Origin of the sequence: Amycolatopsis sp. A133 (assembly GCF_031082405.1) — a bacterium.
In the GTDB taxonomy this organism is placed as follows: Bacteria; Actinomycetota; Actinomycetes; order Mycobacteriales; family Pseudonocardiaceae; genus Amycolatopsis.
On sequence record NZ_JAVHJU010000009.1, the window covers coordinates 173076 to 195867 of the forward strand.

Annotated in this window: 17 protein-coding genes; 16 read left to right on the forward strand and 1 reads right to left on the reverse strand. The window is 70.5% G+C overall.

Annotated elements, in window-relative coordinates; genetic code table 11:
- Positions 1-5 precede the first annotated feature (5 nt).
- The 4 genes from frc to Q5425_RS12600 all read left to right on the forward strand — a co-directional run bounded on the left by frc (position 6) and on the right by Q5425_RS12600 (position 6338).
- On the forward strand, positions 6-1235 hold the full coding sequence (gene frc / locus Q5425_RS12585; RefSeq protein WP_308672492.1) for a formyl-CoA transferase: 1230 nt from the start codon (positions 6-8) through the stop codon (positions 1233-1235).
- Positions 1236-3362, forward strand: a complete 2127-nt coding sequence (locus Q5425_RS12590) for an acetate--CoA ligase family protein (RefSeq protein ID WP_308672359.1) — start codon at positions 1236-1238, stop codon at positions 3360-3362.
- A gap of 164 nt (positions 3363-3526) precedes the next feature.
- Positions 3527-4906: an OFA family MFS transporter gene (locus tag Q5425_RS12595; protein ID WP_308672360.1), complete on the forward strand. Its 1380-nt coding sequence runs from the start codon at positions 3527-3529 to the stop codon at positions 4904-4906.
- Between the two features lie 55 nt (positions 4907-4961).
- On the forward strand, positions 4962-6338 hold the full coding sequence (locus Q5425_RS12600; protein WP_308672361.1) for an OFA family MFS transporter: 1377 nt from the start codon (positions 4962-4964) through the stop codon (positions 6336-6338).
- Between the two features lie 92 nt (positions 6339-6430).
- On the opposite strand, the gene Q5425_RS12605 is transcribed toward Q5425_RS12600, so the two are convergent.
- On the reverse strand, positions 6431-7168 hold the full coding sequence (locus Q5425_RS12605; protein ID WP_308672362.1) for a GntR family transcriptional regulator: 738 nt from the start codon (positions 7166-7168) through the stop codon (positions 6431-6433).
- Between the two features lie 264 nt (positions 7169-7432).
- Here Q5425_RS12605 and Q5425_RS12610 point away from each other — a divergent pair, with 264 nt between their 5' ends.
- The 12 genes from Q5425_RS12610 to Q5425_RS12665 all read left to right on the forward strand — a co-directional run bounded on the left by Q5425_RS12610 (position 7433) and on the right by Q5425_RS12665 (position 22787).
- On the forward strand, positions 7433-8422 hold the full coding sequence (locus Q5425_RS12610; protein WP_308672363.1) for a 2-dehydropantoate 2-reductase: 990 nt from the start codon (positions 7433-7435) through the stop codon (positions 8420-8422).
- 12 nt (positions 8423-8434) lie between these two features.
- Positions 8435-10357 carry a molybdopterin-dependent oxidoreductase gene (locus Q5425_RS12615; protein ID WP_308672364.1) on the forward strand — a complete coding sequence of 641 codons (1923 nt, stop codon included), beginning with the start codon at positions 8435-8437 and terminating at the stop codon, positions 10355-10357.
- 1 nt (position 10358) lies between these two features.
- Positions 10359-12101, forward strand: coding sequence for an NAD(P)H-dependent oxidoreductase subunit E (locus tag Q5425_RS12620; protein WP_308672365.1), 1743 nt, complete (start codon positions 10359-10361; stop codon positions 12099-12101).
- 34 nt (positions 12102-12135) lie between these two features.
- A complete protein-coding gene (locus Q5425_RS12625; RefSeq protein WP_308672366.1) occupies positions 12136-12993 on the forward strand; it encodes a 2Fe-2S iron-sulfur cluster-binding protein in 858 nt (285 codons plus the stop codon).
- A gap of 612 nt (positions 12994-13605) precedes the next feature.
- Positions 13606-14418, forward strand: a complete 813-nt coding sequence (locus Q5425_RS12630; RefSeq protein WP_308672367.1) for a TIM barrel protein — start codon at positions 13606-13608, stop codon at positions 14416-14418.
- Positions 14415-15302 carry an NAD(P)-dependent oxidoreductase gene (locus tag Q5425_RS12635; protein WP_308672368.1) on the forward strand — a complete coding sequence of 296 codons (888 nt, stop codon included), beginning with the start codon at positions 14415-14417 and terminating at the stop codon, positions 15300-15302. The genes Q5425_RS12630 and Q5425_RS12635 overlap by 4 nt, the downstream gene beginning before the upstream one ends.
- Position 15303: 1 nt before the next feature.
- A complete protein-coding gene (gene gcl, locus Q5425_RS12640) occupies positions 15304-16992 on the forward strand; it encodes a glyoxylate carboligase (protein WP_308672369.1) in 1689 nt (562 codons plus the stop codon).
- 194 nt (positions 16993-17186) lie between these two features.
- Entirely contained in the window at positions 17187-18056 is an 870-nt protein-coding gene (locus Q5425_RS12645; protein ID WP_308672370.1) for an FAD binding domain-containing protein, read from the forward strand.
- On the forward strand, positions 18047-18517 hold the full coding sequence (locus Q5425_RS12650; protein WP_308672371.1) for a 2Fe-2S iron-sulfur cluster-binding protein: 471 nt from the start codon (positions 18047-18049) through the stop codon (positions 18515-18517). The genes Q5425_RS12645 and Q5425_RS12650 overlap by 10 nt, the downstream gene beginning before the upstream one ends.
- Positions 18514-20805, forward strand: coding sequence for a xanthine dehydrogenase subunit D (gene pucD / locus Q5425_RS12655; protein ID WP_308672372.1), 2292 nt, complete (start codon positions 18514-18516; stop codon positions 20803-20805). Before Q5425_RS12650 ends, pucD begins: the two co-directional genes overlap by 4 nt.
- 3 nt (positions 20806-20808) lie before the next feature.
- Positions 20809-21291: a nucleoside deaminase gene (locus Q5425_RS12660; RefSeq protein WP_308672373.1), complete on the forward strand. Its 483-nt coding sequence runs from the start codon at positions 20809-20811 to the stop codon at positions 21289-21291.
- Between the two features lie 50 nt (positions 21292-21341).
- Complete coding sequence (locus Q5425_RS12665; protein WP_308672374.1) at positions 21342-22787, forward strand: NCS2 family permease; 1446 nt, start codon at positions 21342-21344, stop codon at positions 22785-22787.
- Positions 22788-22792: the final 5 nt, after the last annotated feature.

Consider the following 22792-nt stretch of genomic DNA (forward strand, 5'->3'; position numbering starts at 1 on the left):
AAGGCATGGGCAAGGCACTGGAGGGCGTCCGCGTCCTCGACATGACGCACGTGCAGTCCGGTCCGTCGTCGACGCAGCTGCTCGCCTGGCTCGGCGCGGACGTCATCAAGCTCGAGACCCCCGGTCGCGGCGACATCACCCGCGGGCAGCTGCGCGACCTGCCCGGGGTGGACAGCCTCTACTTCACGATGCTGAACTCCAACAAGCGCAGCATCACGCTGAACATGAAGAGCGCCGAGGGCAAGGAAGTCTTCGAAAAGCTCGTGTCCGGAGTGGACGTCCTGGTGGAGAACTTCGGCCCGGGTGTGGTCGACCGGTTCGGTTACCCCTGGGAAAAGCTGGCCGCGCTCAACCCGCGGCTGGTCTACGCCTCCATCAAGGGCTTCGGTCCCGGCCGCTACGCCGACTTCAAGGCCTACGAAGTGGTGGCGCAGGCCATGGGCGGCGCGATGAGCACCACCGGCTTCGAGGACGGGCCGCCGACCGCGACCGGCGCGCAGATCGGCGACTCCGGTACCGGCATCCACCTGGTGGCCGCCATCCTCGCCGCGCTGTACCAGCGGACCTCCACCGGCCGCGGCCAGCGCGTCCAGGTCGCCATGCAGGACGCCGTGCTCAACCTGTGCCGGGTCAAGCTGCGCGACCAGCAGCGGCTGGCGCACGGCCCGCTCGGCGAGTACCCGAACGACCAGTTCGGCGACGAGGTCCCGCGCTCGGGCAACGCCTCCGGCGGCGGTCAGCCCGGCTGGGCGGTGAAGTGCGCGCCCGGCGGGCCGAACGACTACATCTACGTGATCGTCCAGCCACCCGGCTGGGCCCCGCTCGCGCGGCTGATCGGCAAGGCCGAACTGGCCGACGACCCGGCGTGGGCCACCCCGGAGGTCCGGCTGTCCAAACTGGACAAGATGTTCGCGCTCGTCGAGGAGTGGACCGAGAAGCACACCAAGTGGGAAGTGATGGAGCAGCTCAACGCCTGCAACATCCCGTGCGGTCCCATCCTGTCCACCAAGGAGCTCATCGAGGACGAGACGCTGGCCGAGCTCGGCTCGGTCGTCGAGGTCCCGCACCCCGAGCGCGGCACCTTCAAGACGGTCGGCTGCCCGCTCAAGCTGTCCGACTCGCCGGTGGAAATCGAACGGTCGCCGCTGCTCGGCGAGCACAACGACGAAGTACTGGGCGAACTCGGCTACAGCGAAGCGGAACTGGACAAGTTCCGCGCGGCAGGGGTGATCTGAGTGGCGGATCGTGCGGCGGTCGAAAAGATCCTCGACCAGGCGGCGACCGAGGGGCGTTCGTCGCTGACCGCGCCCGAGGGGCGTGCGGTCTGCGAGGCATACGGTATCCCGACTCCGGCCGAGCGCCTGGCCGCCACGGCCGAGGAGGCCGTGGCCCACGCCGAAGCCATCGGGCTGCCGGTGGTGCTGAAGATCGTTTCGCCGGACATCCTGCACAAGACGGAGGCCGGCGGCGTCCTCGTCGGCCTGAAGGACGGCGAAGCGGTCAAGGCGGGCTTCGCGAAGATCCTGGAGAACGCGAAGGCGTACGACGCCGGCGCGCGGATCCTCGGTGTCCAGGTGCAGCAGATGCTCACCGAGGGCCAGGAGGTGATCATCGGCTCGGTCACCGACCCGACGTTCGGCAAGATCGTCGCGTTCGGTCTCGGCGGCGTGCTGGTGGAGGTGCTGAAGGACGTCACGTTCCGGCTCGCGCCGACGAGCACCGAGGAAGCGCTGTCGATGGTCGACGGTATCCAGGCAGCCGAGATCCTGCGTGGTGTCCGCGGATCGGATCCGGTCGACCGGGACGCCCTCGCCGCGGTCATCACCGGGCTCGGGCAGCTGGTCGCCGACTTCCCGCAGCTGTCCGAAGTGGACCTCAACCCGGTGCTCGCGACGGCGGCCGGGGCCACCGCGGTCGACGTCCGGATCCTGGTCGACCCGGCCGCGGCGAAGGAGCCGCAGCGGTTCACCCAGGAGGAGATCCTCGCCTCGATGAACCGGATCATGAAACCGGCCGCCGTCGCGGTGATCGGTGCGTCGGCCGAAGCCGGGAAGATCGGCAACTCGGTGATGAAGAACCTGGTCAACGGCGGTTACGCGGGGGAGATCCACCCGATCAACCCCAAGGCGGCCGAGATCCTCGACCGCAAGGCCTACCCGAGCATCACCGACGTCCCGGGCGACGTCGACGTCGCGGTGTTCGCGATCCCGGCGAAGTTCGTCCCCGCGGCACTGGAGGAAGCGGGCCGGAAGGGCGTGGCGGGCGCCATCCTCATCCCGTCCGGTTTCGGCGAGACCGGCAACATCGCGCTGCAGGACGAGGTCGTCGCGATCGCCCGCAAGCACGGCGTCCGCGTCCTCGGCCCCAACATCTACGGCTACTACTACACGCCGGAAAACCTGTCGGCGACGTTCTGCACGCCGTACGACGTGAAGGGCGGCGTGGCCCTTTCGTCGCAGAGCGGCGGCATCGGCATGGCGATCCTCGGCTTCAGCCGGTCGGCGAAGATGGGCGTCTCCTCGATCGTCGGCGTCGGCAACAAGGCCGACATCGACGAGGACGACCTGCTCACCTTCTTCGAGCACGACGACAACACCGAGCTCATCGCCATGCACCTGGAGGACCTCAAGGACGGGCGGGCGTTCGCGGAGACGGCGAAGCGGGTTTCGCAGCATAAGCCGGTCGTGGTGCTCAAGGCCGGCCGGACGTCGCAGGGCGCGAAGGCGGCCAGTTCGCACACCGGCGCGCTGGCCGGCAACGACAAGGTCTACGACGACATCCTGCGCCAGAGCGGCGTGATCCGGGCTCCCGGGTTGAACGACCTGCTCGAGTACGCCCGCGGCATCCCGCTGCTGCCGGCGCCGAAGGGCGAGAACGTCGTCATCATCACCGGTGCCGGCGGCTCGGGGGTGCTGCTTTCGGACGCCTGCGTCGACAACGGGCTGGACCTGATGGACATCCCGCCGGACCTCGACGCGGCCTTCCGCGAGTTCATCCCGCCGTTCGGCGCGGCGGGCAACCCCGTCGACATCACCGGCGGCGAGCCGCCCTCGACCTACCGCAACACGATCGCGCTGGGTCTCGGGGACGACCGCATCCACGCCCTGATCCTGGGCTACTGGCACACCATCGTCACCCCGCCGATGGTGTTCGCGGAACTGGTCGTCGAGGTGGTCGAGGAGTACCGCGCCAAGGGCATCCACAAGCCCGTCGTGGCGTCGCTCTCCGGCGACGTCGAAGTCGAAGAGGCCAGCGACCACCTCTACGCCCACGGTGTCGTTGCCTACCCGTACACGACCGAGAAGCCCGTGGCCGTGCTCGGCGCGAAGTACCGCTGGGCTCGGGCCGCGGGCCTGCTCTGAGCGTCCTCCACAGGGGCTGGCCCATCCACACGGAAAGGACGAAGATCCACCGCACGACGGCAGCAGAGGGACACGAGGTGCTCTTTGGGGGTCCGGGTGGCGAAGCCCCCGGCTCAGGGCGAAGCCCTGAATGTCCCAGTCAACGGTGACGAAAGAGAACTCTTATGACCGCAGCCACGTACCAGGAGATCACTGACAAGAACGGAAGAGTCTACCGGGTCGGTGAGTCCGACCGGGACATCATGGGCCGGCCACGGTGGACGATGGTCGTCCTGCCCTGGGTGGCCATGATGGCCATCAGCTCCTCGGAATACGCGTTCACCTCGGCCGAGGACACGCTGTCCTCGGCGCACGGCTGGCACGGCGCCCACATCTTCTGGCTGCTGGCCGTCTGGGTCTTCTTCCAGGCGGCGGTCGCCTTCCCGGCGGGCAAGATGCGGGAAAGCGGCCGGCTTCCGGCCAAGTCGGCGATGATGATCGGTGCGGTCGGGACGGTGCTCGGCTACCTGTCCCTGGCCTACGCGCCCAGCGTCTTCTGGGCGTACCTGGGCTTCGGCCTCTTCGGCGGCGGTGGGGCCGGCTTCGTCTACGCGACCTGCATCAACATGGTCGGCAAGTGGTACCCGGAGCGCAAGGGCGGGAAGACGGGCTTCGTCAACGGCGGCTTCGCCTACGGCTCGGTCCCGTTCATCTTCATCTTTACCAACTACCTGGACCTGGGCAACTACGGCACCATCCTGCCCGCCGTCGGGTTCTTCCTGGCGGTCGCGGTCGCGGTGAGCGGGTTCTTCTTCCGCGACCCGCCGAAGAACTGGTGGCCCGCCCACGTCGACCCGCTGAAGGTGTCCGACGACCCGCGCGTCCGCCGGTCGCTGGCGAAGAACCCGCCCGCGGTCAAGCAGTTCACCCCGCGGGAAGCGGTCAAGACCGGCATGCTGCCGCTGATGTGGTTCTGCCTGCTGTGCACGGCGGGGGTGAACATCTTCGGCATCTCCGCGCAGGTCCCGTTCGGCAAGGAGATGGGCTTCGCCGGCGGCATCGTCGCGCTGGCGATGAGCCTGAAGGCGGTCATCAACGGCGCCGGGCGCGGGGTCATCGGCTGGATCTCCGACCGCTACGGGCGGCGGCAGACGCTCTTGCTGGTCTGCGTGGTGCTCGGGCTGGCCCAGGTCGCGGTGTACCTGTCCGGCTCGATCGGCAGCATGCCGCTGTTCCTGCTGGCGTCGATGGTCTCCGGGTTCGGCGGCGGGGCGATCTTCCCGTTGTTCGCCGCGCTGACCGCCGACTACTTCGGGGAGAACAACAACGCCAGCAACTACGGCCTCGTCTACAGCTCGAAGCTCATCTCCGGGATCGTCGGTGCGGGTCTCGGCAAGGCGGTCATCGACGGGTGGGGCTACGGCCCGGCCTTCTACCTGGCGGCGGCCACGAGCCTGCTGGCGGCGGGGCTCGCGTTGTTCCTGCGCCAGCCCGGGCGCAAGCCCGGCGGGACGCGCGATCAGCTCGCCGAAACCGAGCTGATCGCCCGGCCCGCCACCGGCTGACGTCCGGTTGGGCAGCGAAGGAGACCCGAGCCGGCGCGGACGAAAGAGATCTTCGATGACCACAGCGCAGTACCAGGAGATAGTCGACGAGAACGGACGGGTGTACCGCATCGGCGAGACCCCGCACGACATCATGGGCCGCTCGCGCAGCTGGATGGTCTGGCTGCCCTGGATCGCCATGATGGCGGTCAGCGTGTACGAGTACGGCTGGGGCGCGGTCGAAGGCACCCTGGAGCAGAAGTACGGCTGGACGCTGTCGGACGCGTTCTGGCTGGCCAGCATCTGGGCCGTGTTCCAGGCCGCGGTCGCGTTCCCGGCCGGGCGGCTGCGGGAGAAGAACATCGTGTCGGCGAAGACGGCCATGCTCGCCGGCGCGGTGTGCAGCGGGATCGGCTACTTCGCCATTTCGCACAGCGGCAACCTCGTGGTGGCGTTCGCCGGCTACTCCGTGCTCGGCGGGACCGGCGCCGGGCTGGTGTACGCGACCTGCGTCAACATGGTCGGCAAGTGGTACCCCGAGAAACGCGGGGCGCGGACCGGCTTCGTCAACGGCGGGTTCGCCTACGGCGCGGTCCCGTTCATCTACGTGTTCGCCGCCTTCCTCACCCCGGCGAACTACTCGGCGATCCTCGACGTCATGGCCGGGTACATGCTGGTCGCCGTCGGCGTCTGCGGGTTCCTGTTCCGGGATCCGCCGAAGAGCTGGTGGCCGAAGGAGGTCGACCCGATCTCCTGGGCGAAGGGCAGGAGCGGGGTGCCGAGCCTGGCCCGGAACCCGCCCGCGGTCCGCCAGTTCACGCCGATGGAGGCGGTCCGGACCGGCATGCTCCCGCTGATGTGGGTGTGCCTGGTGATCATCGGCGGTGTCTCGCTGTTCGGCATCAACTTCCAGGTGCCGTTCGCCAAGGAGAGCCACTTCGGCGCGTTCGTCGCGGCTTCCTCGGCGGGGGTGCTGGCGATCGTGAACGGCACCGGCCGCGCGGTCGTCGGCTGGGCGTCGGACAAGCTCGGTCGGCGGCGGACGCTGACGATCGTGCTGCTGATCGCCGGCGGGGCGCAGTTCGGCGTGCTGTACGCCGGGAACACGCACAACCTGGTGCTGTTCATGGTGTTCGCGTTCCTGACCGGGTTCGGCGGCGGCGCCTTCTACCCGCTGTTCGCCGCGCTCGTGCCGGACTACTTCGGCGAGAACAACAACGCGTCGAACTACGGCCTGGTCTACAGCGCGAAACTGGTCGGTGGCGTCGGCGGCGGCGGGCTCGCCGCGGGGGTCATCGGCGCGTGGGGCTACACCGGCGCCTACGTCCTGGCCGGGTGCATCGCGGTGCTCTCGGCGGTGCTGACGCTGTTCCTGCGCCAGCCGGGCCGGTCGCGCCACCAGCTCGCCGAAACCGAGCTGGTGACGCGGCCGCCGGCCGCGGCCGGCGGCTGACCCCTCTTTCGAGGGGTCCCGGGGCTTGCCCCCCCCGGGCCGGGATCTGGGGCACGGCCCCAGACTCCGGAGGTTCCCCGGTCCTGCCGAAATCAGGACCGGGGGGCTTCCGGGCGTTCGTGGTAGGCCTGGCGGGTCCGTTCGGTGTGCTTGGCCATGATCTGCTCCGCCTTGCCGACGTCGCCGTCGGAGATCGCGTGGATCAGCTCGTCGTGCTCGTTCCACGCGTCCCGCCCGCGGGGACGGGCGATCGGCGTGTAGTACCAGCGGACCCGGCGGTCGACCAGGCCGATCAGCTCCGCGAGCACGGCGTTGCCCGAGAGCTCGGTGACAAACGCGTGGAGGGCGGCGTTGGCCGCGACCAGGCCTTCGGTGTCGTCCGCGTGCAGGGCGTCGACGCCGGCCTGCTGCAGTTCCCACAGGCGCCGGACGTCGGCGGGGGTCGCGTTGGCGGCGGCGAGCTTCGCCGAGTGCGTCTCCAGCACGCTGCGGACGCTCAGTAGCTGATCCGCCTCCTCGTCGGTGGGGAGGTGGACGAAGGCGCCCTGGGCGGGACGGAGGTCGACCCAGCCTTCGCTCTGCAGCCGCTGCAGGGCTTCGCGGACGGGCTGCCTGCTGACGCCGAGGTATTCGGCCAAGTCGGCTTCGACCAGGTGCTGGCCGGGTTCGAGGGTGCGGTTGATGATCAGCTCGGCGAGGGCCTCGTAGACGACCTGGCGCAGCGGGGCGGGCCGTTCGACGCGCTTGGCGGCGGTCGAGCTGAGCGAGCCCTTGGCCGTGCGGCGGCCGGTCGGGCCTCGGCCGGGGAGCGGGGTGGCGGGCTGGCTCACGGGACACCTCAAAGGGGGAGAGACACGATGATCTCCGCCCAGGATACAGGTTTTGGTATGCAAAATCCCGGTGACTCACCCGGGGTAGGGGTTTTCTGCCGATGCGGATCAACGACGGCTGGGTGAAGTGACCCCAAGTGTCCGGTTTGTCGTCCTTGGCTGCGCCGCTGGAGTGGCTTCGAACTTCCGGGAGCCTCGGCTCTGGTTTACCAGGCGGATCCAGGATACTGTATGCAATCACGCGTCGGACCAGGGAGGCACATCATGAAGGTGGCTGTTCTCGGGGCCGGGGCGATCGGCGCCTACGTCGGAGCCGCGCTGCACCGCGGCGGGACCGAGGTGCACCTGATCGCCCGCCGGGCTCACCTCGCCGCGATGCGCGAACGCGGTGTCCGCGTGCTCAGCCCGCGCGGCGACTTCACCGCGCACCCCCACGTCACGGACGACCCCGCCGAGGTGGGCGAGGTCGACTACGTGTTCCTCGGCCTCAAAGCCAACTCCTACGCTTCGTGCGGGCCGCTGCTCGCCCCGCTGCTGGGCCCCGGGACGGCGATCGTGGCGGCGCAGAACGGCATCCCGTGGTGGTACTTCCACGGCCTGAAGGGGCATCCGCTCGAAGGGCGGCGGGTCGAGACCGTCGACCCCGGCGGGTCGGTGACCGCGGTGCTCGAGCTGCGGCGGGCGATCGGCTGCGTCGTCTACTGCTCGACGGTCATCGAGGAACCGGGCGTCATCCGGCACCTGGAGGGCACCCGGTTCTCCCTGGGCGAGCCGGACGGCGAGATCTCCGCGCGCTGCAAGGTGCTCAGCGCGGCCATGATCGCCGGCGGGCTCAAGGCGCCCGTCGAACCGGACCTGCGCGACGACATCTGGGTCAAGCTGATGGGCAACGTCGCCTTCAACCCGCTCTCGGCCCTGACCCGGGCGACCATGGCCCAGATGTGCGAGCACGACGACACGCGCGAGCTCGTCGCCACGATGATGACCGAGACACTGGCCATCGCCCGCGCCGCGGGCAGTGACCCGGGCGTCTCGGTCGAGAAGCGCATCGACGGCGCCTGGCGCGTCGGCCACCACAAGACGTCGATGCTGCAGGACCTCGAAGCGGGCAAGCCCCTCGAGATCGACGCGATCATCGGTGCCGTCGTGGAGCTGGCCGGCCTCACCGGCGTGCCCGCGCCGGCCCTGCGGTACGTCCACGCCGCCATTTCGCTGCTCGACCACACCAGCAAAGTCCCCGTCGGGTCGCACTGACCGGAGGTCCCCGTGAAGCGCAGGAACACCGAGCCGTACGTGCGGCTCACCCAGCCCCTCGTGCGCGATTCCGGCGTGCTGCGGCCGGCGACCTGGGAGGAAGCCCTCGACCGGGCGGCCGCCGGGATCCGCCGCACCCTCGACGGCAAGGGGCCCGAGGCGTTCGGGATGTTCTCGTGCGCCCGCGCCACCAACGAGATGAACTTCGTCGCGCAGAAGTTCACCCGCGCGGTGATCGGCACGAACAACGTCGACTCGTGCAACCGCACCTGCCACGCGCCCAGTGTCGCGGGGCTGGCCCGGGTGTTCGGCAGCGGCGGCGGCACGTCGTCCTACCAGGAGATCGAAGACGCGGACGTCATCGTGATCTGGGGCGGCAACCCCCGCGAAGCGCACCCGATCTTCTTCCACCACGTGCTCAAGGCCGTCCACCGGGGAGCGAAGCTCTTCGTGGTCGACCCGCGGCAGACCAGCACGGCGAGCTGGGCCCACCGGCAGCTGCAGCTCGAGGTCGGCACCGACATCCCGCTCGCCCACGCCGTCGCCCGGGAGATCATCCACTCCGGACTGGCGAACACGACGTTCATCGAGCGCGCCACCGAGGGGTTCGCCGAGTTCGCCGCGTCCGTGGAGCCGTGGACCCCGGAGGTCGCGGAGAAGACCACCGGCGTGCCGGCGGAGCTGATCCGCGAACTGGCCCACACCTACGCCCGCGCCGACCGCGCGCAGCTGTCGTGGACCCTCGGCATCACCGAGCACCACAACGGCACCGACAACGTGCTGTCGCTGATCAACCTGGCGCTGCTGGCCGGCCAGGTCGGCCGCTACGGCGCCGGGCTCAACCCGCTGCGCGGGCAGAACAACGTCCAGGGCGGCGGCGACATGGGCGCCATCCCGGACCGGCTCCCCGGCTTCCAGGACGTCCTCGACGCCGGTGTCCGCGCGAAGTTCGACAGCGCGTGGGGCTCGTCGATCCCGCCGCACCAGGGCCTCAACCTCACGCAGATGCTCGACGCGATGGAACGCGGCGCCCTGACCTGCGTGTACATCATCGGCGAGAACCCGGTGCAGTCCGAAGCGGACTGCGAGCACACGATCAAGCGGCTGGCGAACGTCGATCACCTGATCGTGCAGGACATCTTCCTCACCAAGACCGCGCAGCTGGCCGACGTGGTGCTGCCGGCGAGCGCGGCCTGGTGCGAGAGCGACGGCACCTTCACCAACTCCGAACGCCGCGTCCAGCGCGTCCGCAAGGCCCTCGAACCGCCGGAAGGCGCCCGCGACGACATCGAACTGCTCTCGGAGCTGGCGCGGCGGCTCGGGCACGACTGGCACTACACCGGCGGCGAAGAGGTCTGGGACGAACTGCGCTCGCTTTCGCCGATGCACGCCGGGATGTCGTACCGGCGGCTGGAAGAGCTCGGCGGCATCCAGTGGCCGTGCTACTCCGAAGACACCCTCGAACCGACGTTCCTGCACGCCCGGCTGTGGGCCGAGGACCCGGCCGGACGCGGCCGCCCGGCGCCGTTCACCGTGCTCGAACACAGTCCGCCGGTCGACCTGCTGACCGACGAGTTCCCGATCCGGCTCACCACCGGGCGGCGGCTGGATTCCTACAACACCGGCGTCCAATCCGCCGGGTTCCCGTCCCCGCTGCGGCAGGGGGAGACCCTCGACCTCTGCCCCGAGGACGCGCGTGCCCTCGGCGTCGAACCCGACGAGCTGGTCCGGATCTCGTCGCGCCGCGGTGCGATCGTGGCGCCGGTGCGGCTGGACAAGGGCCTGAAACCCGGGCTGGCGTTCATGACCTTCCACTTCCCGGACGAGGTCGACGTCAACGTCATCACCATCGAAGCCACCTGCCCGATCGCCGGGACCGCCGAGTACAAGGCCGCGGCGATCCGCGTCGACAAGCTCCGGGAAGCGGGCGTCTGAAGTGGACCTCAAGCTGCTGGACGCCATCGCGTCGCACGAAGAACGGGAGGCGGTCGCCGGGTTCGCCGGTGGCGGCCGTGACCGGCTGCTCCCCGCCCTGCACGCGGTCAACGACCGGGTCGGCTGGATCAGCCAGGGCGCACTGAACCTCATCTGCGAGACGCTGCACGTGCCGCCCGCCGACGCGTACGGCGTGGCCAGCTTCTATTCGCTGTTCGCGCTGGAGGAGCGGCCGGAGCGGGTGGTGCACGTGTGCACCGACCTGGCCTGCCGGATCAACGGCGCGGAGACGGTGTGCGACGTCCTCACCGAGCACGTCGGCGCCGCGGGGAAGGCGCGCGGCGGGGTCACGTGGCTGCGCAGCCCGTGCCTCGGCGTCTGCGAACGGGCCCCCGCGGCGCTGACGTTCCAGGCCGGCGACCCGGCGACGGCCGAGCTGCTCGCCCCCGCGACCGGCGCGTCGGCCGTGCTCGCCGCTTCCCGGGCACCGGCGGGCGAGGGAACGCCGCCGGTGCTCCACCAGAAGGACGGACTGCGGCTGCTGCGCCGGGTCGGCGTGGTCGATCCGTCCAGTTTGGACGACTACCGCGCGGCCGGCGGTTACGCCGCGCTGCGCAACGCCCTGCGGATGGGCCAGGCCGCGGTGATCCGCGAGGTCACCGACGCCGGCCTGCTCGGCCGCGGCGGGGCGGCGTTCCCGACCGGGCGCAAGTGGGCGGCCACGGCCGCCCAGCCCGCCGGGCCGCACTACCTGGTGTGCAACGCCGACGAGAGCGAGCCCGGCACGTTCAAGGACCGGGTGCTGCTCGAAGGCGACCCGTTCGCCCTGGTCGAGGCGATGACGATCGCGGCGTTCGCGATCGGCGCCCGCCAGGGGTACGTCTACCTGCGCGGCGAGTACCCGCGGGCGCTGCGGCTGCTGCGCAACGCGCTGGCGGTCGCCCGCGAGCGCGGGTTCCTCGGCGTGGACGTCATGGGCCACCCGGGGTTCACGTTCGACATCGAAATCCGGCGCGGTGCGGGGGCCTACATCTGCGGCGAGGAGACGGCGATCTTCAACTCGATCGAGGGCTTCCGCGGCGAACCCCGCACGAAGCCGCCGTTCCCGGTCGAGCAGGGGCTGTTCGGCAAGCCGACCGTGGTGAACAACGTCGAGACACTGGTGAACGTGCCGCTGATCCTCACCGAGGGCGCGGCCGCGTACCGGGCCATCGGCACCGAGGCGTCGGCCGGGCCCAAGCTGTTCTGCCTGTGCGGCAACGTCGAACGGCCCGGTGTCTACGAGGTGCCGTTCGGCACCACGCTGCGGGAGCTGCTCGCCTTGGCCGGGGGAGTGCCCGAGGGGCGGTCGCTGCGGGCGGTGCTGCTGGGCGGCGCGGCCGGCGGGTTCGTCCGGCCGGACGAGCTGGACCTGCCGCTCACGTTCGAGGACGCGCGCGCGGCGAAGACGACGCTCGGCTCGGGTGTCGTCCTGGTCCTGGACGACCTCGCCGATCTGGGCGGGTTCCTGCTGCGGATCGCGGAGTTCTTCCGCGACGAGTCGTGCGGGCAGTGCGTCCCGTGCCGGATCGGGACCGTGCGGCAGGAGGAGGCGATCCGCCGTGTCCTGGCGTCCGGTACGGAAGAACGGCCGTTGCTGCGCGAGGTCGGCGGGGTGATGCGGGACTCGTCGATCTGCGGCCTCGGTCAGACCGCGTGGAACGCCATCGAGTCCGCCATCGACCGGTTGGGAGCGCTGAAGTGACCAGCGACGACACACGTTTTCCCGTGGAGGAGCCATGACCGTTGTGGACATCGGGATCCCGAAGCGGCTGGTCGAGTTCACCGTGGACGGCTCGGCTGTGCGCGTACCCGAAGGCTCGACGATCCTCGACGCGTGCACGGCGGCGGGCAAGGACATTCCGACCCTCTGCTACGGCGACACCCTCGAACCGGCGAACGCCTGCCGCGTCTGCATGGTCGAGGTCGAAGGTTCGCGGACGCTGGTGCCGTCCTGCTCCCGCAAGGCCGAGCCGGGCATGGTGGTGCACACCGACTCGGAGCGGACGCGCACGAGCCGCAAAGTGGTCCTGGAGCTCCTGGCGTCGGCGACCGACCTGTCGACCACGCCGGAGGTGGCGGAGTGGATCGCGGAAACCGGCGCGGACCCGGACCGCTTCGGCCCGGACGCGGCGACGGTCGCCCAGCCGGCCCTGGTGGACAACGAGCTGTATGTCCGGGACTACGGGAAGTGCATCCTCTGCTACAAGTGCGTCGACGCGTGCGGTGAGCAGTGGCAGAACTCGTTCGCGATCACCGTCGCCGGCCGCGGGTTCGACGCGCGGATCTCCACGGAGTTCTCGAACCCGTTGCCGGACAGCGCCTGCGTGTACTGCGGCAACTGCGTCGAGGTCTGCCCGACCGGCGCACTGAGCTTCAAGCGCGAGTACGACAAGCGCGAAGACGGCACCTGGGACGAGTCCCGCCAGACGGCGACGACGACCGTGTGCACGTTCTGCGGGGTCGGCTGCAACCTCACGCTGCACGTCCAGGACAACGAGATCGTCAAGGTGACTTCCCCGCACGAGAGCTCGGTGACGCACGGCAACCTGTGCATCAAGGGCCGCTTCGGCTGGCAGCACGTCGAGAACAAGTGACCGGCCCCGGGTACCCCTGACCCCCAAGGAGGTCCGGACGGTCTGTCCGGACCTCCTTGGCGTTGGATCTGGTGCCGGCCGTCGACGCGGTGGGGGAGCCGCGGTAGCCGGTCACTCCTTTGAGGTAGCCGCCGGCTTCGTCCGTCAGGGAAATCCAGGCTTTGTCGGGCCCGCCGGCGGCGTTCGCGTCGAGGGTGAAGGACGTCTGCCCGGTTCGGCTGCTCCAGAGGCTCGTGCGCCCGGAGCCCAGTGGAGTGCTACCGGCGAACGCCTGCGCGGCGATCCACGGCAGTCACTGGCTTTGAACGTTCCAGCGATGCCGATCGATCGGTTGAAGGAGGTCGCCGTGCGGGTGTGGCCGCGAAGACCATCCCGGCGACCGACGCCGCCGCGGCCCGCGACCGCGCCGATCTTGCTCGTGCGGCTCTTCGCCATTGTCCTGACCCTTCGGCATGGCGCTTCCCCCTGCGATCGTCGCGGCCCGAAGCGGAGCCGCGACAGGACACGCGCGATGGCCGGCAGGTTCGGCGGCGGCCGTTGACCTCGCGACGAACGGCCAGCTATTCTCGATATGCGAAAGAAAGATTCCGGATAGCGAAATTCGAGGTCGCGATGCCTGAAGAGGGCCACTCCCTGCCGTACGTCGCCAACCTGTCGATCCTGTTCCAGGAGGTACCGCTCCTCGAGCGCGCCGCCGCCGCGCGGGAAGCCGGGTTCACCGACGTCGAGTACTGGTGGCCGTTCGGGTCCGCCGATCCCGCGCGCGAGGACGTCGATGCCTTTGTGAAGAGCCTCGACGGGGTCCGGCTGTGGGGGCTGAACTTCTACGCCGGCGACATGGCGGCGGGGGAGCGGGGCCTCGTCTCCTGGATCGGCCGGGAGACCGAGTTCGCCGACAGCCTCGCCGTCGCGCTCGGGATCGCCGAACGCACCGGGTGCCGCAGCTTCAACGCGCTCTACGGCAACCGGCTCGACGGCGAGGACCCGGCCGCGCAGGACGACCTGGCCCGGGTGCACCTGGACAAGGCCGCCGATGCCGTCGCCGGGATCGGGGCGCAGCTGGTCCTCGAGCCGCTCTCCGGTGCGGACCGCTATCCGCTCAAGACCGCCGCGGACGCCGTGGCCGTGCTCGACGACCTCGGGCGCGGCAACGTGCGGCTGCTGGCCGACCTCTACCACCTGGCAGTCAACGGCGACGACCTGGACGCATTGGCGAAGCGGCACCTCGCCCGGATCGGGCACGTGCAGATCGCCGACGCGCCCGGACGGCACCAGCCCGGCACCGGCGCCCTCGACCTCGGCGGGCACCTCGCGGACCTGGAGCGGGCCGGTTATTCCGGCTTCGTCGGGATCGAGTACGTCCCGGTGCCCGACACCGTCACGTCGCTGGACTGGCTGCCGATCACCCGAAGGGGACGAGCATGAAACTGGGATTCATCGGGCTGGGCGTGATGGGCGCCCCGATGGCCGCGCACCTGGTCGCGGCGGGGCACGACGTGCGCGGCTACGACGTCAGCAGCGCGGCGGGCGAGAAGCTCGAAGCCGCCGGCGGACGGGCCGCCGGGAGCGTCGCCGACGCGGTGGCCGGGGCGGCCGTCGTGATCACGATGCTGCCGAACCACCCGCAGGTCGAGGAGGTCGTGCTGGCCGCGGGCGGGGTCCTCGACGCCGCCGGGCCGGGCACGCTGCTGATCGACATGAGCACCATCCGGCCGGAGACGTCGATCGCGATCGCGGAGGCCGCCCGGGGCAAGGGGATCCGGGTGCTGGACGCGCCGGTTTCGGGTGGGCAGGCCGGCTCCGAACAGGCGTCGCTGTCCATCATGGCCGGCGGCACCGCCGAAGACTTCGAGACCGCGAAACCGGTGCTCGAGGCCGTCGGCAAGACGATCGTGCACGTCGGCCCGCACGGTGCCGGCCAGGTCGTGAAGGCCGCCAACCAGCTCGTCGTGGGCGGGATCTACGGCCTGGTCGCCGAGGCGATCGTGCTGCTGGAAGCGTCCGGAGTGGACGCCGCCACGGGGCTGGACGTGCTCGCCGGCGGGCTCGCGGGGAGCCGCATCCTCGAGCTCAAGCGCCAGTCCATGGTGGAGCGCCGGTTCGCGCCCGGCTTCCGGATCGACCTGCACCACAAGGACATGGGGATCGCGCTGGCCGCCGCCCGGCAGGCCGGGGTCGCGCTCCCGCTCACCGGGCTGGTCGCCCAGCTCGTCGCCGCCGGCCGCGCCATGGGCCACGGCTCCCTGGACCACTCGGCCTTGCTCAAGGTCGTCGAACAGTTGTCGGGCCGCGTCCCGGCGGAGGTGTGACATGCCCAGAATCCCCGCGATGCAGGCGGTCGTCGACGTCCTGGAGAGCGAAGGCGTCGACACCGTCTTCGGCTGCCCCGGTGCCGCGATCCTCCCGCTGTATAACGCCCTACAAGGCCGCGTGATCGAGCACCTGATCGTCCGCCACGAAGAAGGCGCGACGCACATGGCCGACGGCTGGGCGAGGACGAACGGCAACGTCGGCGTGGCCATCGGCACGTCCGGCCCGGCCGGGACGAACATGATCACCGGGCTCTACACCGCGCACGCGGACTCGATCCCGATGATCTGCATCACCGGCCAGGCCGCGACGACGAAGCTGCACCAAGAGGCCTTCCAGGCCGTCGACATCGTCGAGATCGCCAAGCCGGTGACGAAGTGGGCGGTGCAGGTCAAGGAGGCCGCGCAGCTGCCGTGGATCTTCCGCGAGGCCTTCCGGATCGCGCGCTCCGGCCGGCCCGGCCCGGTGCTCATCGACCTGCCGATCGACGTCCAGAAGCAGGACATCGAGTGGGACTCCTCGATCGACTCACCCCTGCCGGTCACGGCCGTCAAGCCCGCGCCCGCACGGGTCGAGCGCGCGCTGGACCTGCTGCTGGCCGCCGAGCGCCCGCTGATCCTGTCGGGTGGCGGGGTCGTCCTCGGCGAGGCGAGCGAGCAGCTGCGGGCCGCGGCCGAGCGCCTCGGGGTGCCGGTGCAGGTGACGCTGATGGGCAAGGGCAGCTTCCCCGAGGACCACGAGCTGTTCGCCGGGATGGCCGGCATCCAGACGTCGCAGCGCTGGGCCAACGCGGCCTTCCTGGAAGCCGACCTCGTGCTGGCGCTGGGCGCCCGGTTCGGCGACCGGCACACCGGTGAGCTGTCGGTCTACCGCGGCAACCGCAAGTTCATCCACGTCGACATCGAGCCGACCCAGCTGGGCAAGGTGTTCGGCCCGGACCTCGGGATCGTCTCGGACACGCGGGAGTTCCTCGACGCGCTGCTGGTGGCGCTGGACCGCCGCTCGACGACACCGCGGCCGGGCTGGGTCGCCCGGATCGGCGAGCTGAAGGAGGCGCTGCCCCGGCGGGACGACTTCGACAGCCTGCCGATCAAGGCACCGCGGGTGTTCAAGGAGATCAACGAGACCTTCGGCGAAGACACCTACTTCGTCACCGCGATCGGGCTCTACCAGATCTGGTCGGGCCAGTTCCAGAAGGCGCACAAGCCACGTCACTACCAGGTGTGCGGCCAGGCGGGCCCGCTCGGCTGGGAGATCCCCGCCGCCATCGGTGTCAAGAAGGCCAGGCCGGACGCCGAGGTCGTCGGCGTGGTCGGCGACTACTCGTTCCAGTTCCTGGTCGAGGAGCTGGCCGTCGCCGCCCAGTACGACGTCGGGTTCGTGCTGATCATGCTCAACAACGAGTACCTCGGGCTCATCCGGCAGGCCGAGACCGGCTACGACATGAACTTCGAGGTCGACATCCACTACGACTCGATCGGCACGGACAACGTGAAGATCATGGAGGCCTACGGCTGTTCCGGCACCCGCGTGCACGAGCCGGGGGAGATCCGGACGTCTCTGGAATGGGCGCGCAAGGAAGCCGAGCGCACCAGCCGCCCGGTCCTGGTCGAGATCATGATCGAACGCGAGGGCAACGCCGCCATGGGTGCCGCCCTCGACGCCGTCAAGGAGTTCGAGCCCGCGTAACCCCCTGCGTGACCACGGCCGCCGTGCGAGATCCGACCTCGTACGGCGGCCTTTCCGTGCGCTGGGGCGAGCGGTTGTCGGAAAGTACAAACGCGAGCCCGAAATTCACCCTTCTTTCAGGGGTTCAGCCGTGGTCGGCGCCACACCCGAGCGTGTGTACTTCTTGCCGAAGCAGCCCCGAAAGGACGTCCACAGTGGAATTCCTCCGACCCGCCTCGCTGGCCGACGCGCTCGCCGCGAAGGCCGCCAGCCCCGGTGCGGTCCCGATCGCCGGTGGCACGGACGTGATGGTCGAGCTCAATTTCGACCACCGCCGTCCGGAGTCGCTCCTCGACCTCGGCCGCGTGCCCGAGCTGCACGAGCACGGCACCGACGGCGGCCGGATCCGGATCGGCGCGGCCGTGCCCTACGCCCGGATCATCGCCGAACTGGGCACCCAGCTGCCCGGCCTGGCGATGGCCGCGCGGACCGTCGGGTCGCCGCAGATCCGCAACCGCGGTTCCGTGGGCGGCAACCTGGGGGCGGCTTCCCCGGCCGGCGACTCCCACCCGGCGCTGCTCGCCGTGGACGCCGAGGTCGAGATCGCCTCGGTCCGCGGTACCCGGATCGTGGCGGCGAAGGACTTCTACGTCGGGGTGAAGAAGAACGTGCTGGAGCCGGACGAGCTGATCACGGCCGTGCTGCTGGCCCCGGCCTCCGGTCCGCAGCAGTTCAGCAAGATCGGCACCCGCAACGCGATGGTCATCGCCGTCGCCGCCTTCGGACTCGCCCTGCACCCCGCCGAAAAGCGGGTCGGCACCGGCATCGGCTCGGCCGCCCCGACCCCGCGGCGGGCGTTCGACGCCGAGGAGTTCCTGGCCGGCGAGCTGGACTGGGACGCGCCGAAGGCCCTCGCCGACTCGGTGAAGCGCCGCTTCGGGGACCTGGTCGCGGCGGCGGCCGCGCCGATCGACGACGTGCGGGGGAGCGCGGCCTACCGGCGCCATGCTCTGGGGGTAATGGCACGACGGACGCTGACCTGGGCCTGGACCGAATATTGCGGAGGGAGCGCGAAGTGCGCGTGAACGTCACCGTCAACGGCGAACCCCGCCGGGCGGACAACGTCTGGGAGGGTGAGAGCCTCCTCTACGTCCTGCGCGAGCGGCTCGGCCTCCCTGGTTCGAAGAACGCCTGCGAACAGGGCGAGTGCGGCTCGTGCACGGTCTACCTCGACGGCGTCCCGGTGTGTGCGTGCCTGGTCGCGGCCGGTCAGGCCGAGGGCCGCGAGGTCGTCACCGTCGAAGGGCTCGCGGAGGGCGACGCCCTGGACCCGGTGCAGGAGGCGTTCGTCGAGCGCGGTGCCGTCCAGTGCGGCTTCTGCACGCCGGGTCTGCTCGTCGCGGCGCACGACCTGATCGAGCGGAACCCCGGGCCGTCCGACGTCGAGATCCGCGAGGCCCTCGCCGGGAACCTCTGCCGCTGCACCGGCTACGAAAAGATCCTCGACGCCGTGCGCGACGCCGCCGCGAAGAAGGCCGTCCGATGAGCGCCCCGGCCCGCTCCCCGCAGGAGCTGCACGACACGATCGCCGGGGGCATCGGCGAGAGCCCGCTGCGCCCGGACGGCACGCTCAAGGTGCGTGGCGAGTTCGCCTACTCTTCGGACCTCTGGCACGAGGACATGTTGTGGGGCGCGACCCTGCGCAGCCCGCACCCGCACGCCCGGATCGTCCGCCTCGACGTCTCCCGCGCGCTGGGCCTGCCGGGCGTGCACGCGGTGCTCACCCACGAAGACGTCCCCGGCGAGAACGTCTACGGCCTCAAGTTCCAGGACACGCCGGCGCTGGCCGAAGGGGTCGTGCGCTACCAGGGCGAACCGGTGGCCATCCTCGCCGCCGACCACCCGGAGATCGCGCGGCAGGCGCTCAAGGAGATCGTCGTCGAGTACGACGTGCTCGAGCCGGTCACCGACCCCGAGCGGGCGGCGCACGACGACACCCTGCCGAAGCTGCACCCGGGCGGGAACCTGGTGCGCCACCAGCGGATCGTCAAGGGTGATCCGGACGCCACCGCGGACGTCGTCGTGTCCGGGGTGTACGAGGTCGGGATGCAGGACCAGGCGTTCCTCGGCCCGGAGTCCGGGCTCGCGGTGCCGGCCGAGGACGGCGGCGTCGACCTCTACCTGGCGACCCAGTGGCTGCACGTCGACCAGCGCCAGACGGCGAAGGCCCTCGGCCTGCCCCTGGAGAAGGTGCGGCTGACGCTGTCCGGGGTCGGCGGGGCGTTCGGCGGCCGCGAGGACCTGTCGATGCAGATCCACTCCTGCATGCTGGCGCTGCGCACCGGCCGTCCGGTGAAGATGAGCTACAACCGCCTGGAATCGTTCTTCGGGCACGTCCACCGGCACCCGGCGAAGATGTACTACGAGCACGGTGCCACGAAGGACGGCAAGCTCGTCTACGTCCGCGCGAAGCTGTACTTCGACGGCGGAGCGTACGCGTCGAAGACCCCGGTCGTGGTCGGCAACGGCACTACGCTGAGCGTCGGCCCGTACGACGTCCCGAACGCGCACATCGAGGGCTGGGGCGTCTACACCAACAACCCGACGTGCGGCGCGATGCGCGGGCTCGGCGCGGTCCAGCCGACGTACGCCTACGAGTCCCAGATGGACAAGCTCGCCGCCGCGCTGGACCTCGACCCCGCGGAACTGCGGATCCGCAACGCGCTGAGCGAAGGGTCCACTGTGGTCACCGGCCAGGTGGTCGACTTCCCCGCGCCGGTGGCCGAGCTGGTCCAGCGGGTCCGCGACCTGCCGCTGCCGCCCGCGCGCAGCGGTGCCGCCGACATCCGCGAACTGCCCGGCGGCGCGTCCAACACCACCCACGGCGAGGGGGTCGTCCGCGGCATCGGCTACGGCGTGACGATCAAGAACATCTCCTACGCCGAAGGGCTCGACGACTACTCGACCGCCCGGGTCCGCCTCGAGGTGCTCGGCGGCGAGCCGGTGGCGCTGGTCCACACCGCCGCCGCGGAGGTCGGGCAGGGCCTGGTGACGCTGCAGCAGCAGATCGCCCGCACCGAGCTGGGCGTGCCGCGGGTGAGCGTGCACCCGGCCGACACGAGCGTCGGCGACGCGGGCTCCAGTTCGGCGTCGCGCCAGACCTACGTCACCGGTGGCGCGGTCCGCAACGCCTGCCGCGCGGTCGCCGAGGCGGTGTACGCCCGGCTGGGGGTCTCCGCGGAAGGCATGACCCTCGCCGGCGGCAAGGTCGTCGCGGCCGGCGGCGAAGTCGTCGCGGACCTGGCCGAGCTGCTGGGCGAGACCGCGATCGAGGAGACCCGCGAGTTCCACCACCGCCCGACGTACCCGCTCGACCCGGAGACCGGGCAGGGCGACGCCCACGTCCAGTACGGCTTTTCGGCCCACCGCGCGGTGGTCGACGTCGACCTGGACCTCGGCCTGGTCAAGGTGGTGCAGCTCGACTGCGCCCAGGACGTCGGCAAGGCGATGAACCCCGACGCCGTCGTCGCCCAGATCCAGGGCGGCTCGGCGCAGGGCCTGGGGCTGGCCGTGATGGAAGAGATCCTGGTCGAGGGCGGCAAGGTGCGGAACCCGTCGTTCACCGACTACCTGATCCCGACGATCCTCGACACGCCGCCGATGCGCGTCGAGATCCTCGAACGGCCCGATCCGCACGCGCCCTACGGGGTCCGCGGGGTCGGCGAACCACCCACGATCTCGGCCACGCCGGCGATCGCCAACGCCATCCGCGCGGCCACCGGCCTCGAGTTGCCGCGCGTCCCGATCCGCCCCGAGCACATCACCGGAGTCTGAGAAATGACCACCTCGATTTCCGCCGAGCAGGAATGGCTCGGCGAAGCCGTCCGGATCGCCACGCGGAACGTCGAAAACGGCGGCGGCCCGTTCGGCGCCCTGATCGTCAAGGACGGCGAGATCGTCTCGACCGGCGTCAACCGCGTCACGGCGAACCTCGACCCGACCGCACACGCCGAGGTGGTCGCGATCCGCGCGGCCTGCCAGGAACTGGGCACGTTCAGGCTGGACGGCTGTGTGCTCGTCTCCAGCTGCGAGCCGTGCCCGATGTGCCTGTCGTCGGCGTTGTGGGCGCGCGTGGACAAGGTCGTCTACGCGGCCGACCGCGACGACGCGGCCAAGGCGGGCTTCGACGACCGCGCCTTCTACGAACTGTTCGACCGTCCGCGTGAGACGTGGACGGTTCCCGTGACGCGGCTGTCCGCAAAGGACGGATTCGCGCCCTTCGCGGCCTGGCTCGACAAGAGCGACCGCACCGACTACTGACCCACGAGGCCAGCTGACCGGAGCATCCCCCACCGGCAAGGGCAGGACGCATGACCCAGACCGAAATGCAGCAACCGGAGCTCGGCGAAGTACCCGCAACACGCCGTTCCCTCCTCGACAAGGTGTTCGAGCTGAGGGCGAGGCAGAGCACCATCGGCCGTGAAGTCCGCGGCGGCGTGACCACGTTCGTCGCGATGGCCTACATCGTGCTGCTCAACCCGCTCATCCTCGGTGCGTCGGCCGACATCACCGGCGCCCGGCTCTCGGCCGCCCAGGTGACCACGGCGACCGCGCTGGCCGCCGCCGTGATGACCGTCCTGATGGGACTCGTCGGCAACGCACCCCTCGCGCTGGCCGCCGGCCTCGGCATCAACGGCATCGTCGCCTTCCAGATGGCCCCGGAGATGACCTGGGCACAGGCCTTCGGGCTGGTTGTGCTCGAAGGCCTGTGCATCGTGCTGATGGCCGTCAGCGGCGTCCGCGAGCGGATCATGAACGCCATCCCGCGGCCGCTCAAGACCGCGATCACCGTCGGGATCGGGCTCTACATCGCGCTCGTCGGCCTGGTCAGCGCCGGGTTCGTGACTCGCGTCCCGGACGCGGCGGCCAGCCCGGTGCCGGTCCGGCTCGGCGCGGACGGCCACCTCGCCGGCTGGCCGATCGTCGTGTTCTGCGTCGGGCTGCTCCTGATGATCGTGCTGGTCGCGCGCAAGGTCCCGGGCGCGGTGCTGATCAGCATCGGCGTCGCGACGGTCCTGGCGGTCGTGCTCCACGACGGCTTCGGTGTCGGCGGCTGGGGCCGCACCGACCCGGCCCTGCCCGACCACGTCGTCGCCGCACCCGACTTCGGGCTCTTCGGCCACATCGATCTCTTCGGCGGCTTCGCCTCGGCGGGTGCCCTGGCCGCCACGGTCTTCCTGTTCACGCTGGTGCTGTCCGGGTTCTTCGACGCCATGGGTACGATCACCAGCGTCTCCGACGAAGCCGGCCTGTCTAAGGACGGCAAAGTCCCGCGGATGGGCCGGATCCTGCTGGTCGACGGCGCGGGCGCGATCGCGGGCGGCGTCACCGGCTCGTCGCCGAACACGGTTTTCCTGGAATCCGCGGCCGGCGTCGGCGAGGGGGCGCGGACGGGGCTCGCGAGCGTCGTCACCGGGCTGCTGTTCGCCGGGACGCTGCTGTTCACGCCGCTGGCGGGGGTCGTCCCGGCCCAGGCCGCGGCGCCGGCGCTGGTGGTCATCGGCGGCATGATGGTCGCGCAGTGCCGGAGCATCCCGTGGCACGACCCGGACTACACGATCCCGGTCTTCCTCACCGCGGCACTCATCCCGTTCACCTACTCGATCACCAACGGCGTCGGTGCCGGCCTGATCGCGTTCGTGCTGATCAAGATCGGCCGCGGCAGGTGGCGGGAGGCCGGCTGGCTGCTGTCCCTGCTGGCGCTGGTGTTCGCGGTGTACTTCGCCATCGACGGTGTCGAAGCCCTCTTCCGGTAAGGAGT

What these genes read in the sequence shown, in the direction of transcription:
- frc (WP_308672492.1), top strand. Translation starts at nt 6, where the DNA reads ATGGGCAAGGCACTGGAGGGCGTCCGCGTCCTCGACATGACGCACGTG.
- Q5425_RS12595 (WP_308672360.1), top strand. Translation starts at nt 3,527, where the DNA reads ATGACCGCAGCCACGTACCAGGAGATCACTGACAAGAACGGAAGAGTC.
- Q5425_RS12600 (WP_308672361.1), top strand. Translation starts at nt 4,962, where the DNA reads ATGACCACAGCGCAGTACCAGGAGATAGTCGACGAGAACGGACGGGTG.
- Q5425_RS12610 (WP_308672363.1), top strand. Translation starts at nt 7,433, where the DNA reads ATGAAGGTGGCTGTTCTCGGGGCCGGGGCGATCGGCGCCTACGTCGGA.
- Q5425_RS12625 (WP_308672366.1), top strand. Translation starts at nt 12,136, where the DNA reads ATGACCGTTGTGGACATCGGGATCCCGAAGCGGCTGGTCGAGTTCACC.
- Q5425_RS12630 (WP_308672367.1), top strand. Translation starts at nt 13,606, where the DNA reads ATGCCTGAAGAGGGCCACTCCCTGCCGTACGTCGCCAACCTGTCGATC.
- Q5425_RS12635 (WP_308672368.1), top strand. Translation starts at nt 14,415, where the DNA reads ATGAAACTGGGATTCATCGGGCTGGGCGTGATGGGCGCCCCGATGGCC.
- gcl (WP_308672369.1), top strand. Translation starts at nt 15,304, where the DNA reads ATGCCCAGAATCCCCGCGATGCAGGCGGTCGTCGACGTCCTGGAGAGC.
- pucD (WP_308672372.1), top strand. Translation starts at nt 18,514, where the DNA reads ATGAGCGCCCCGGCCCGCTCCCCGCAGGAGCTGCACGACACGATCGCC.
- Q5425_RS12660 (WP_308672373.1), top strand. Translation starts at nt 20,809, where the DNA reads ATGACCACCTCGATTTCCGCCGAGCAGGAATGGCTCGGCGAAGCCGTC.
- Q5425_RS12665 (WP_308672374.1), top strand. Translation starts at nt 21,342, where the DNA reads ATGACCCAGACCGAAATGCAGCAACCGGAGCTCGGCGAAGTACCCGCA.